Raw genomic sequence first — 13,442 nt, 5'->3', positions numbered from 1 at the left:
ATGATTCAGATTGACGATAAATTGATCTCCGAGGAAATTTTTTCCGAAGAGTTTGTCTGCAACCTTACGAAATGTAAGGGTGCCTGTTGTGTAGAAGGGGATGTTGGCGCTCCTCTCGATAAGGATGAGCTGGAAATTTTAGATGGTATTTTTGATAAGATTAAGCCTTATCTCACTGCGGAAGGTATTAAAGCTCTGGAAGAACAGGGAACATGGACCACCGATCCTATGGACGGAATGTATGTGACCCCAATGGTGGAAGGCCGCGAATGTGCTTATGTGACTTTTGATGAAAAAGGTATTACCAAATGCGGTATCGAAAAAGCATATGAAGACGGTGCCGTAGATTGGCAAAAACCTATTTCCTGTCACCTTTACCCAATCCGTGTTACGGAATATTCTTCTTTTACGGCTTTAAATTACCATGAATGGAGCGTTTGCAGCAATGCATGCACATTAGGGAGAGAGCTTCAGGTTCCGGTGTACAAATTCCTGAAAACACCTTTAATCAGAAAATACGGCGAAGAATTTTATGAAGTACTGAGCGGAGCGGCTGAGGAATGGAAGAAAGAGTACGGCTCTTGATGGTTGTTTGAGCGTATATGTGTTTGAGGGTTTGAGAGTTTGAGGGTTGATTTATAAATGTTCAAATAACCTTAAAATTCGACATTAACCTTAATGAATTAAATAAAAAAGCCCGTCCGGTAAGTAATCGGACGGGTTTTGTTTGGAATATTAGATTGATTATTGAGCAGCTCCGGTTTTGATGACTGACGCTTCAGGTTTCGTTTCATCTTTTTTGGCATTTTCCCAGCCATCTTCCGGCATTAATGTAGCTACAACTCTTCCTTTTGTAAGATACTTTTTACCTACCTCCTGAAGATCTTTTGCGGTTAAAGCTTTTACTTTTTCTTCATAATTCAGGATTTCGTATTTGTCGCTTTCGCTCATCTGATTTTTGGTAAGCGCATTCATCCAGTACATATTATCTTTCATACTGGTTTTATGATCATTGTATTCTCCTTCTTTATATTTGTCAAGATCTTTCTGTTCCGGACCTTTCTCAATAAGCTTCTGAAGTTCCGCCAATGCACTTTTGGTAAGTTTCTCCGCGTTTTCAGGGCCACAAGGGAAACTGATGCTGAAATAGTAATTTCCATAAGGAACTTTTATCATTCCGCCTCTTGCTCCGCCACCGTAGATTCCGCTCTCATCTTCACGCAGCTTTTCAATTACTTTAATGGTTGCCACCTCTCCTAAAGCTTCCAGAGCCAGGGCTTCTTTTTCATTATAAGGCGTTTCACCTGCATAAGAAATGGTCACCATACTTTTAGGATCTTTCCCTTTCTTATACACTTTGGTGAAATCTCCGCTCATTTGCCTGTAACCTGTATCTTTGAAGTTGGTAGATTTCCCTGTTGAAGGAAGGCTTGCAATATACTGCAGCACTTCATTTTTAAATTTAGGTTCATCAATATTTCCTACAAAATAAAAGTGGAAGTTTCCTGCATTGCCGAACTTTTCTTTATAAATGTCGTATGCCTTTTTATAATCGGTATTGGCCCACTCTTTTTCCAACGGAACAATGCCTATAAATCTAGGGTTTTTCTGATTCATGAATTTAGCATGCTCACTGGAGAAATAAAACTGCGGATTCGACAATAAATTATCCAGCATGGCAGACTGCTTGATTTTATAAGCATTGAATGCATCAGGATTATAATTCAGCCCTGTAAAATAAGCATACATGAGTTCCATTGCCGTTCCCAGGTCTTTTTGGGTAGTACGTCCGGAAATCCCTTCAAACAATGAACTTACCATTGGGTTTACACTTACCTGTTTTCCTGCAAGATAGTTGGTAAGATCAGATTTTGAAAAACCGTTTACTCCAGCTTCCGAAAGCGCAGGAAAAGCAAACTGCGTTTTGTTATAATCTGCGTCGTTAATTAATGAACTTCCGCCCAGGCTTCTCGCAGAGAACACAATTTCATCGTCTTTAAAATCAGTTTTTTTGAATGTTACTTTTGCTCCGTTGCTTAAGGTCCATGTTGTTGTTCCCAGTTTGGCATCAGTTTCCGTTTTGGCAATTTTACCTTCTGATTTGAATGGTTTTACCAGATTTTTAATGGTTTCTTTTTCCTCATAAGGTTTGAGATCTGCCATTTTCACGCTTTCAAACATATTTAAAACCATAGCTTGTGAAGGCATCTGAACATTTTCTTTTTGAGGGCCGGTTATTACTACCACTCTGCTGTCATCCTTAACAAATTTTTTAATGACTTCATTCGTTTGAGCCAGTGTCACAGAAGGTAAGAATTTCTTTGTATCTTCATATTCCCATGCAATTCCGGGGATCGGTTCTTTTTCAAGGAAGTTTCTTACATATTCATCCACCAGCATATCACTTTCCGTTTTGTCACGGTTATTGTATGATCTTTCGAGATTTGATAAAATCTGTGCTTTTGCTCGGTCCAGTTCCGTTTGTGTAAAGCCGAATCTTTTTGCCCGCTCCGTTTCTTCGAGAAGAACTTTCAATGCGTTAAGCTGGCCGCCGTCCTTTACCATTGCAAATCCCTGGAATCCTTCTTTACTTCTTGCATACGTGCCTCCGTGGTAAACAGATCCGTAAGTAAAAGGAGGATTGGTAGAATTTACAAGCTCTCTCAACCTGTTATTGAGCATCGTTGATGTAAGATTTTCGATAATACTCTGGTTGTACTGCTCAACGGTAACATCCGGCTGATACGCTTCAGAATCTTTCATGATAAACTGAACCATTGAGTTTGTAGCGTCAGGGTCCGTTTCAACAGCTACTAACGTTTCCTTATGATTGGGTAAATCGAATGTTTTTCTTTCCCTCGGTTTTGCCGGATTTTTATATTTGCTGAAATTATCTTTAATTTTCTTTTCAACTTCATCTACATTGATGTCTCCTACTACAACAATCGCCATAAGGTCCGGTCTGTACCAGTCTTTGTGGAACTGTCTGATTACTTCAGGCTTGAAGTTCTCCAGCACTTCTTTTTTACCTATCGGAAGACGTTCTGCATATTGAGAATTGTACAGCAGTTTAGGAAGATATTTATCTGCCATCCTTTTATCAGCGCCAAGACCTAATCTCAATTCTTCCAGTACGACACCTCTTTCCTTATTGATTTGCTCATCGGAAAGTGTAGCGTTGAAGGCCCAGTCTTCCATTACTTTCAGACCTGCGTCAAGATTTCCTGGTTTATCCAAAGGAACAGGAAGCATGTACACTGTTTCGTCGAAACTTGTATAGGCATTAAGATGCTGCCCGAATTTCACCCCGATCGACTGCAGGAAATCTACCAGCTTGTTATCCGGAAAATTTTTTGTCCCGTTGAAGTTCATATGCTCCATGAAATGGGCCAGACCTCTCTGATTGTCGTCTTCAAGAATAGATCCTGCATTGATGGCCAATCTGAAATCCACTTTCTTTTCCGGCAATGTATTTTTCTTGATGTAGTACTTCATTCCGTTTGAAAGAGTACCGATTCTTACAGAAGGATCCGTAGGAATATTCTGAGCGAAAGCATTTGCAGAGAATAGAAAAATTACTGCAAATGAAGATAGCATTTTCTTCATAGGTTGATTATTAATTTTTATGGTTCAAAAATATCATTTATTCACAAAACGAAGAAATAATAAAAATAGTATTTAAAGTTAAATAGCGTTAAATACCGTTAAATTTAAATAGCTATTGAAGAATACGTGAGAGAAATTGGCAGTAAATTAATTATAAATTATATTTTTCATTAAAAATTATTAATTTAAACATACAGAGATATAGACTTTTAGGAATATTTCATTTGCATAAAAAAACCGGGACAAGCCCGGCTGAAATTTTATTTATAAGCAATTCTATTTAAAATCTGCATCCGAAACTCCTGAATTCAGGGTAACTTTTGTAGTTTTAATGATCACTTTCTGGCCATTTCCTTCCGCCTCAATTTCCTGTGGGAATTTTATACCGTCTACAGTCATATAGCTTTTTACAACTGCTGTTCCTTCCTCGGCAGAAGACTTATAAAGCAATCCTGTAGAAGCATCAAAATAGAACGTCCCTTTACTTGAGGTCAATACATTATAATCTTTTCCATTAATTTTTTCCACGGTAACAGTTGAGAAAGTTGCAGGATCATAAGACAATGCGTCAATCACTTTGCTTTTCTTTAAATCCGGGATTTTATCAGCCGGGATATCCATTTTCTGACCTCCCTGCTCAAAATATCCTTTTTCACCATCAAAGAACTGAACCATTTTCTGGCCCATTACAGATTGTTCGGACTTGAATTTGTTTCCCATTTTCTTTGTGGTCATCATAACATCCATTCCCTGAACGGTAAGGGTATTTTCGATAAGGGTTGTTTTAATACCTTCGAGTTTATCTTTTCCTCCCAAAGCTTTCAGATAGTTATCAATAACTTCTTTGGGGGTTAATTTCGATTTTACGGCCTCCGATTTAGCGGGAGCGGTTTTTGTCTGTGCAGCCATTGGAGCAGCATAAAGCACTACACAAAAAAACGGAATGATGATCTTTTTCATATATAAAGTTTAGATGGTAAAGATATGAATATTGAATGATAAATTTTCAGGATATTTTCATAAAAAAAACCACCAAATTGGTGGTTTTAAAATATTTATAATGAAATAAATTATTTTTTAAGCTCTTCTAAAAACTCATCGTGAGAGATCGCAGTTTCTTTTTTCGTTGCTTTTTCAAGAATGATATCTTTAAGCTTTGTCATGGCAACTTCAGAAGAGATCTGTCTTACCTGCTCCTGATCTTTCAGCATTTCTACTGCATATTTCTGGATTTCTTCGTCACCTAAATGGTGGATTCCGTAGATCGCCAATTGGTTTCTTACCAACTGCTCCGCCTGAGCCAATACATCTGCGTAATCTAACTGGATTTCGTTTTCCGACATTAGTTTACCTTCGATGATCTGGTATTTCAGCTGGTTTTTCTCAGACTCAAGGATTTGTTTAGCCTGCTCTTCAGACTGGATATTCTGATTAGAGAATAATAACCATTTTACAAGGAATTCTTCAGGAAGTTTTACTTCTTCTTTTTCAGAAACCTGCTCCAATACTTTATTTACAAAGTGTACGTCTGCATTTTGCTGGAAGTATTCGTCCAGTTCAGCTTTCACTTTTTCTTTTAATTCTTCTTCAGATTTGATATTTCCTTCACCGTATACCTTGTCGAAAAGATCCTGGTTAAGTTCAGCAAGATTCAAAGAATAAAAATCTTTTACTTTTACTTCCACTTCATTGTGGTGTAAGTGCTCTACTTCTTCTTTAGAAAATCCTAATTCTTTAGCCAATTCTTCGTTTTCAGCAAGCGTTTCTTTAGAAACTTTGACAGACCCGTCCATTTTCAAACCTTTTACCAATTTGAAAGCTTCTTTATTTTCAGCAGTAATGGTAGCGTTTTTAGGATGGTGGTGGTGTTCTCCTTCCGCATCTTCTTCCACAACCTGAGAAATTTCTAAGGCGATGTAAGAATCTTTAGTGATTTTATCCTGAGGAACCTGCTCAGCGAAACGCTTCTGCATGTTTTCAATACTCTTGTTGATTTCTTTTTCAGAAGCTTCCACTTTATAGTGAGGTGCTTCATACTTAGAAAGGTCTATGCTAAATTCAGGCTCGAAACCTACTTCAAAAGCCACTTCCAACTGATCAGCATTGTAATCAAATTCGTTTACAGGCTGAGGAACAGGCTGACCCACTAATCTCAATTTGTTTTCGTTGACGTAGTTGTTTAAAGCATCAGAAACCTGCTTGTTGATTTCTTCAAAAGCAATACCTGCTTCATATTGTCTTCTAACCATACTTAAAGGCACTTTTCCTTTTCTGAAACCAGGAACTTGCGCATTTTTAGCATAATTAATCAATTGCTTTTCAACTCTTTCTTTATAGTCAGATTTTTCCAATGTCACTGTAAGCAATGCACTTACATCATCATGGTTTTGTGCGGTAACCTTCATTATTGATTAAAATTTTAGGTTGCAAAAATAGGAAAATTTTATGAAAATCACTCATCCATTTTGTTATAATCCGTTAAAATACAAAAGACATCAAAAATTGATGTCTTTTTACTATTAAAATTTGTAGAGGAAGCTGTATTAATGAAGATCAATAATCGCATCTACATCAGATTCACCTCCTACTACTGTTCCCTGCTGATTGTCTGCTGAAGGAGAGTTTTGGTTTACCGAAGTTGGCGCATGTACCAATTTAATGTTTACTTTCCCTGTTGAAGAAGCGCTTACAACTGTCCACTGGGTTTTTAGTCCAAGCTTATTACCATCTGTTCTTGTAATATCATTAGCTGCTCTTTTTACGGTAACATTTGCTCCTGTGAAACTAAAAGTGATAAAATGCTCATCCTTTTCTTCAATAATTTCATCATTTGCGCTGTGATAGTGGTCATCATGTTTTACCTGAAAATCAAGTTCAACATTAAATACCTCTCCAGCTTCGGCATGAATGTGCTGATCGGCAACTCCGCCAATGTAATTAATGGTTTGTATATCCGTTGCATCATTTACATTGGTTAATTTCACCACCAGTTTTTCTATTTCCTCATGATCATGAATATCTTCCGGAATATCGGTAGAATCATTTCTGCAAGAGAATACTAAAAGTGCTGTAAAAAGTATCAGAGTTATATTTAAGAATTTTTTCATTGTATGTAAATATTAATAATTAAAAATTGTATTTAAGAGTTATAATAAAGTTTCTGCCATTTTCGGGCATGAAAAAACGGAGCCTGTTAAGATACTCCCGATATTCGGTATTGAATATATTGTTGATCCTGAAATTGATATTGAAATTTTTAGCCACATCTGCACCCACAGAAGCATTGAAAACCGTGTAAGCCGGAGGCGGCGTACTCAGATCCAGTTCTTCGCTGAAAAAAGTCCCGTTTTCTATAAAATCTACATTTTGATTTCTGATTGGGAAACGGTTTTGTCTGAATACACTTACATTTTCAAGTCTTAAATAAAAGTTATCCGGAGTATTCATTTTCCATTCTATTGAATTTCTAAGATTGGAAGGCATCATCAGGATCAGCGGTTCATTATTTGATAAATCGTCACCTTTTAATGCACTGAATCCTGTATTCCATTTTAAATGGTCGGAAATTTTAAGTTCAGCATCTGCATCTATCCCAAAAATTCTCGCTTTAATCTGTTTATAGCTCCAGATCGGAAAAACACCCCGATTTGAATTCTGTACTCCTGTTGGGATCTGATTGATAAAGTTATCGGAAAACATCATATAAGGAGCTGCTTCTATGCGAAGGCCTTTGAGGACATTAATTTTAGAAACCAAAGAAAGGTTTGCCTGATAGAGCGTTTCTCTTTTGATTCTAAGATCACCTTCTTCTACAATTGCCGCAGAATGATGCAATCCATCAGCAAACAATTCGGCCGGATTAGGCGTTCTGTCGGCTCTTGACACATTAAATTTAATTTCAAGATTGTTAAAAGGTACATAATCCACTCCTATATTAGCCGAAAAATTGTGATAATCCAGAACTGGCCTTGCTAAAATTCTGCTGTCACTCTTCTGAATAAAAAATTCCGGGAAAACAGCTGCAAACCTTGCATTCCAGTCTGATTCGTCATAATATTTGTAAGCATCATATCTGCTGAAATCATACCGTATTGCCGCTTCTGCATTTAATTTCGCATTTAATTTATATTTAAATACAGAAAATGCACCTGCATCATACCGGTAATAATCAGGAATCAGACGCCTTGCACGCGTTGCAGGATTGGGATAATTGTCCTGAAAACCTCCGGAAATTCCGCTTTCTAAACTCCAGTCCGGACGTTCTATCAGGTGAACTAAACTTGCAGAATGCGTGATAAGCCTCAAATCCATAGAAGGAAGCGCATTTAACTCCCCTCTTCTGATGTCAAACTCTTTTCTCCTATTCAATTGAAAACTGTACTGAAAAGTGAGTTTCCCAAAGTTTTCAAATCTTTTATAAGCAGAAATTTTAGCAATGTGATGCTCTACTTCCTGCTTCGGACTGCCAATTTCGTAACTGAAATCATCCAAAAAATAAGGCTGTCCCAGATTGATTGCTTTGTAAAAATCTGACGGGCTTCCCAAATGTGCGCCTCTGTAAATTCCAAATTCCTGCCGGATTCCGCTGTAAGACACATCAAAGCCCTGCAAGAAACTATGATTCCCGAAAGAAAAATTAAATGAATTAACTTCCGCACCAGTATTCTGTAAGGTGTGGTGAGGAATATAAAGGTCTCCCAACTTTCTATAACTGCCGCCTGTTTTTATAAACCATGCGTTCTTCCATGATTTTAAAAGATTGGCAGCAATCTCGCCTCCTCTCCCGTTAGAAATTCCGGAAAGCTTTATATTTCCCATTAAAGTATCTTTCTTAGGAATTGTTGCCGGCTCTAAAATGACTACTCCTCCTACTCCTTCATTTCCATATTTTAAAGCAGATGCGCCTTTAATCACATCAATATGTTCAAAATCATTGACATCAATATTCGGGGCATGCTCTACGCCCCATTCCTGCTCTGCCATTTTTACGCCGCTGTTCAGGATGGATACACGACTTCCGTACAGGCCGTGAATAACGGGTTTTGTAATATTGTTTCCGGTTTTCAATGCGGTGACTCCTGAAATCTGTGACAATAAATTACCAAGATTTTCGGTAGAATTTTTCTCAATTTCAGATTTGTCAAGCGTTTTAATAACCAGAGATCCATTGCTTTTGTGGCTTCCGTGAATGGTTACCGTTTCGATATCCTGAACATGATGTTCGAGGGTAATCGTTATATGTAAATCCTGTGTAACTCCTATATTTTCAGTATAATCATTACAATCAGGATGTTTAGCAATGAGTATATATTTCCCCGCGGGAATTTTATTGAATGAAAACTTGCCGTTTTTATCGGTCTTAGTGGAAAACTCACCGATTTTCACTACCGCATTTTCCAGCATGGTTTTGTCGTGAAAATCCTGAACAGTTCCCTCTACCGTGTAAGCCTGCTGTGCGTTTGTAAATGCAAATCCACACAGGATGAGCATAAAACTATAGATCAATTTCATTGTTAAATAGATTGATTGCGTACTTTTAAGGGTACTTTTTCGAAAAATTGTTATTTGGATTTTTTTGAAATGCTCATAAGAACGCATTTATCTTTGTATTTTTAACAACTTAATTACATCTTAATATTGCATCAAGAAATATTTAAATTTTAAAAAATTTAAGCCAAAAATCCGAAAAGAAACTATGATTTACGAAATTGCGGGTGGACCGCGAAGCTGAAAGGTAAATTTTGCCTGAGACCAGATTCTCTCCTGAACCGCAATGATCTGCTTTACCTCATGCGTGTAATTTTCAAAAGAAAGACTAAACTCTTCAGGAACCAATGTATGTCCCGTAGCTAAGAAATGACAGGCGAGACAATCTGCTGCTTTTTCTTTCGCTATATTTTTAGTAATGGTATTTTCTGATTTTTTAAAGCTGAAATTTTTAAAAACATCTTCAGAGCTGTGGCTGTGAAAATTTTGGGAAAACAGCGCAAGAAAGTAAATCCCAAACAATAGCTTGGAAATAAAATTTCTCAGATTTCTGCTTTCTTTAAAAATCATTTGTCAAAATTATAAAAATAAATTAAAAACTCAGATTAAAGTTTTCTTAAAATATTTTGATTGATAAGTAGTGTGAATTGAAATTTTGTTACAAACTGTTATTCAAACCTTATAGGTTTTTGAAACCTATAAGGTTTATAATAGAATCTAAATTTCTGAAATCCATTAATAAATTTCCAGAAATACATCTCAAATTAATTCAACTGCGAACCCAGATATTCCCACTCCTGCAATGCAAGATCAAGGTCTTCTTTTGTTTTATTGTATTGTTCCAGGGTTTCTTCAGAAGGATTTTCTTTAGTGAAAGAAGCTTCAAATTCCTCAACTTTTGTTTCAAGCTCGGTGATTTTTTCTTCTACCTTTTTCAGTTTATTCTGAATATTCTTCTGTTCTTTGCTTACAATGACTGATGATGGCTGACTTTCTGCTACAGGATCTTCCTTCTTAACCTTCACCTCAACCTTAGCATCTTCTCCGTGAAGTTTTGCTTTTTCCGCAGAAATTTCTCTAATCGATTCTTTTTGTCTGAATTCAAGATATTCATTGATATCTCCTAAGAATTCTTTCATTTTACCATCGCGGAATTCATAAATTTTATCGCAAAGGCCTTGTAAAAACTCTCTGTCGTGAGAAATTACAATCAGCGTACCTTCAAATTTCTGAAGCGCCAGCTTGATGATTTCTTTAGACTGAATATCAAGGTGGTTCGTAGGTTCGTCCATGATCAGTGTATTGAAAGGACGCAGCAACAATTTACAAAGTGCGAGACGGTTTCTTTCTCCTCCGGAAAGCACTTTAGTCTTTTTGTTCACGGCTTCCCCCTGGAAAAGGAAAGATCCTAACAAATCACGGACTCTTGGTCTCGTTTCTTCTGTGGCGGCGTCTTCCGCTTCTTCCTGAACCGTTTTATTCGGGGTTAGTACTTCTTCCTGATTCTGGGCAAAGTATCCAATGTTTACATTATGCCCAAGATTCCAGGTTCCTGAATAATCTTTGATGTCTCCTGCAAGAATTTTGGCCAGCGTTGTTTTACCCTGTCCGTTTTGGCCAAGAAGCGCGATACGGTCTCCCCGCTGAACGATAAAATCCACATCATCAAAAATCTGTTTTTGGCCGTAAGCTTTCCCGAGTTTTTGTGCTTCAAAAATTACCTTTCCGGGAACTACGGATTGTACGAAGCGAATGTTGAATTTTGAAACATCTTCATTATCCACTTCAATACGCTCGATTTTATCTAACTTTTTAATAAGTGACTGTGCGAAAGATGCCTTTGTGGCGCTTGCACGGAACTTATTAATATTGTCTTCCATCTGCTTGATTTCCGCATCCTGATTTTTTTTAGCCTGAATCAGTTTTTCACGGCGGTCTTCACGCATTATCAGGTATTTGGAATAATTGGCTTTATAATCATCAACCTTTTTATTGTTGATATCGAAAGTACGGTTGCAGACTGCTGTCATGAATTGTTTGTCGTGACTTACCAAAACGATGGCTCCCGGATAATCTTTTAAGAAGTTTTCCAGCCACATGATGGATTCCATATCCAGGTGGTTGGTAGGCTCATCAAGAAGCATAATATCGTTTTTTTGAAGCAGAAGCTTTGCCAGCTCGATTCTCATTCTCCATCCTCCGGAAAATTCATCGGTGATTTTCTGAAAATCATCTGCTTTAAAACCGAGTCCGAACAATACCTTCTCCATATCGCCTTCCAGATTATAGGCGTCATGGTTCATCAGAAGATCATTCAGCTCGGTCATTTTATTGATCAGATCGGTGTAAGAATCGCTTTCGTAGTCGGTTCTTGTGGCCATCTGATGATTCACTTCTTCAAGTTCATTCTTCCAGGCATTGATCTGCTCAAAAGCCTGCATGGTTTCTGCCCAGACGGTTCTCCCTTTCACAAAATCAAGATCCTGCTTCAGAAAACCGATGGTGATATTTCCTTCAGGCACTACATTTCCTTCATAGAAGTTGATTTCGCCTGAAAGCATTTTCAATAAAGTGGATTTTCCCGCTCCATTTTTACCAACCAAACCTATTTTATCATCCTTTTTAATCGTGAAATTAACGTTTTGAAACAAATATGTTCCCGAATGATGTAATCCTAAACCTTGAACCGAAAGCATGCTAAATAATGATTAATAGTGAATAATGAATTTTCGGGTGCAAAAATACGGAAAATAAAAGAACTGGTGTAAGAAAAATAACTTCTTATGAATGTGAATCTTAAAAAGACTTCTTTAGAGAGCAGGGATAAAAAAAGAGCTGCCTTACCAGGACAGCTCCACACCTAAATTTAAAACTGAAAAAGTACTAACATTTATTATATAAATTTTCCTTAATCAATATGGTCCGGTTCCAATTATCATTATTAGGAATATTGGTTCCGTATGCGTAATCCACTATAGAATCTTCGATATGATGTATTTCCACCTGTAGTTTTGACGGGTTCGCGGTAAACTGATCGTCGGAATTTCCCGGTACGTTCAGCCCGTTGTTGATGAATTCCGTAAGGTCTTCTTTTGATGAATGTTTCGGAATTGCAGGATGATATAATCCGAAATTGGCCGAAATATGGATATAATCCGCAAGTGTCCTGTAATTGTAAACGGGCTTCAGTTCCGGTGATAGCTTTTCCGTATATTGCTCCATCTCAGCTGAAAGCCGGAACAGGTAAGGGTGTTTTTCAGGATTAATTAAAAAATCGGAATCATCAAATTCAGTATTAAAAACCTTTTTTTCAACATTTGATTCTTTCAGCATGAGTTTACCATACACTTTAGAAAGCTCATTAAAAACAAGATCCCTTGAAAGGTAAGCCTGACAAAAGACTTCTCCCGGATCTACTTTATAATCTCCGAGAATATGATCCCATATTTTATTTCCTTCGGCGTCGGCTGCCGTCATTCTGATATTTTGAATGTAGCTGTTCAGCTCCCCTTCAAGTAAAAAATTCGGAGATATATAAACAGACTGTGGCCCTTCCAGGTATCCTCCTCCAATGTCTGCGTGAGATCCCGGAACAAAAATTTTTTTCCAGACAGTGTTTCCTGTGTCGGCTATTTTATCCTCCATCGAGCCTGAATCTTCAAAAAGTCCGGTTAAAGGAAAGAAGAAACGGCATTCGTTTGCGGCACAAATATGAAATGCCCGTTCTGTTGAGGGATGCACTCGAACGTTGTACTCATTGAAGGGCGCGGATTCTACGGTATCGAAAACCCCGAGAAATTTTACGGTGATATTCCTTGCGAACCCAGTATCGGCTTTCAGCAGCTCATGGCAGAAATTTCTGGCAAGCATGGCTCCTCTGCTGAATCCGTAAATATAGAATTCGTAGTGATTTGCAGGATCATACATTATCTGCTCAATAAAAGAAAACGCCTTCTGCAGTTTGTCGTCGGATGAATACCCACGGTATCCGGCAGGATTTTTACAGGTTGCCATGGCAAAATCACTATCTTCCATGTGCGTAACTGTCCCGATGCCTTCTATGTAAATTTTCTCTCCCGTAAAGAGTTGAAATAATTTATAAATATTGGTAGTATTTCCATAATAACTTTCATTGTTTTTCGGAGGTTTTTCGGGAGAGGCTGCATTAATCCCGTTGTTTCCGGTACCGTCAAAAAAAATTCCAACGGAGATGATGTTGCTTTTCATGTCACTTTGTAGTTTTATTTTAAACTTTGTCAAACATTTTCAACTTTGACAAAGTGAATTCATCAAAGTAACGATGAAATAAACCGGCATTATAGAGTATAAAATACCAAATAAAAAATTCC

General features: G+C 37.5%; 9 protein-coding genes. 1 reads left to right on the top strand and 8 read right to left on the bottom strand.

All coding sequences use genetic code 11. The features are described from left to right. Positions 1–585: a DUF3109 family protein gene (locus BUA76_RS12290; protein ID WP_072885104.1), complete on the top strand. Its 585-nt coding sequence runs from the start codon at positions 1–3 to the stop codon at positions 583–585. 159 nt (positions 586–744) lie between these two features. Here BUA76_RS12290 and BUA76_RS12285 read toward each other — a convergent pair whose 3' ends face one another. The 8 genes from BUA76_RS12285 to BUA76_RS12250 all read right to left on the bottom strand — a co-directional run bounded on the left by BUA76_RS12285 (position 745) and on the right by BUA76_RS12250 (position 13,320). Next, positions 745–3,606, bottom strand: coding sequence for a M16 family metallopeptidase (locus tag BUA76_RS12285; protein WP_072885103.1), 2,862 nt, complete (start codon positions 3,604–3,606; stop codon positions 745–747). 276 nt (positions 3,607–3,882) lie between these two features. After that, positions 3,883–4,566, bottom strand: coding sequence for a hypothetical protein (locus BUA76_RS12280; protein ID WP_072885102.1), 684 nt, complete (start codon positions 4,564–4,566; stop codon positions 3,883–3,885). 110 nt (positions 4,567–4,676) lie between these two features. After that, complete coding sequence (locus BUA76_RS12275; RefSeq protein ID WP_072885101.1) at positions 4,677–6,011, bottom strand: trigger factor; 1,335 nt, start codon at positions 6,009–6,011, stop codon at positions 4,677–4,679. Between the two features lie 138 nt (positions 6,012–6,149). Continuing rightward, positions 6,150–6,713, bottom strand: coding sequence for a hypothetical protein (locus BUA76_RS12270; RefSeq protein ID WP_072885100.1), 564 nt, complete (start codon positions 6,711–6,713; stop codon positions 6,150–6,152). Positions 6,714–6,732: 19 nt separating this feature from the next. Continuing rightward, positions 6,733–9,117 carry a TonB-dependent receptor gene (locus BUA76_RS12265; RefSeq protein WP_072885099.1) on the bottom strand — a complete coding sequence of 795 codons (2,385 nt, stop codon included), beginning with the start codon at positions 9,115–9,117 and terminating at the stop codon, positions 6,733–6,735. A gap of 189 nt (positions 9,118–9,306) precedes the next feature. After that, positions 9,307–9,663: a hypothetical protein gene (locus BUA76_RS12260; protein ID WP_072885098.1), complete on the bottom strand. Its 357-nt coding sequence runs from the start codon at positions 9,661–9,663 to the stop codon at positions 9,307–9,309. Between the two features lie 194 nt (positions 9,664–9,857). Further along, positions 9,858–11,789 carry an ABC-F family ATP-binding cassette domain-containing protein gene (locus BUA76_RS12255; protein WP_072885097.1) on the bottom strand — a complete coding sequence of 644 codons (1,932 nt, stop codon included), beginning with the start codon at positions 11,787–11,789 and terminating at the stop codon, positions 9,858–9,860. A 187-nt stretch (positions 11,790–11,976) separates the two neighbouring features. Next, positions 11,977–13,320 carry a T6SS phospholipase effector Tle1-like catalytic domain-containing protein gene (locus tag BUA76_RS12250; RefSeq protein WP_072885096.1) on the bottom strand — a complete coding sequence of 448 codons (1,344 nt, stop codon included), beginning with the start codon at positions 13,318–13,320 and terminating at the stop codon, positions 11,977–11,979. Positions 13,321–13,442 lie beyond the last annotated feature (122 nt).

The sequence above is a fragment of the Chryseobacterium takakiae genome (assembly GCF_900129385.1).
GTDB lineage: Bacteria > Bacteroidota > Bacteroidia > Flavobacteriales > Weeksellaceae > Chryseobacterium > Chryseobacterium takakiae.
The sequence above is the reverse complement of the archived record's forward strand: the minus strand, read 5'-3'. Positions and strand labels throughout refer to the sequence as shown.

What these genes read in the sequence shown, in the direction of transcription:
- BUA76_RS12250 (WP_072885096.1), bottom strand. Translation starts at nt 13,320, where the DNA reads ATGAAAAGCAACATCATCTCCGTTGGAATTTTTTTTGACGGTACCGGA.
- BUA76_RS12275 (WP_072885101.1), bottom strand. Translation starts at nt 6,011, where the DNA reads ATGAAGGTTACCGCACAAAACCATGATGATGTAAGTGCATTGCTTACA.
- BUA76_RS12260 (WP_072885098.1), bottom strand. Translation starts at nt 9,663, where the DNA reads ATGATTTTTAAAGAAAGCAGAAATCTGAGAAATTTTATTTCCAAGCTA.
- BUA76_RS12280 (WP_072885102.1), bottom strand. Translation starts at nt 4,566, where the DNA reads ATGAAAAAGATCATCATTCCGTTTTTTTGTGTAGTGCTTTATGCTGCT.
- BUA76_RS12285 (WP_072885103.1), bottom strand. Translation starts at nt 3,606, where the DNA reads ATGAAGAAAATGCTATCTTCATTTGCAGTAATTTTTCTATTCTCTGCA.
- BUA76_RS12265 (WP_072885099.1), bottom strand. Translation starts at nt 9,117, where the DNA reads ATGAAATTGATCTATAGTTTTATGCTCATCCTGTGTGGATTTGCATTT.
- BUA76_RS12290 (WP_072885104.1), top strand. Translation starts at nt 1, where the DNA reads ATGATTCAGATTGACGATAAATTGATCTCCGAGGAAATTTTTTCCGAA.
- BUA76_RS12270 (WP_072885100.1), bottom strand. Translation starts at nt 6,713, where the DNA reads ATGAAAAAATTCTTAAATATAACTCTGATACTTTTTACAGCACTTTTA.
- BUA76_RS12255 (WP_072885097.1), bottom strand. Translation starts at nt 11,789, where the DNA reads ATGCTTTCGGTTCAAGGTTTAGGATTACATCATTCGGGAACATATTTG.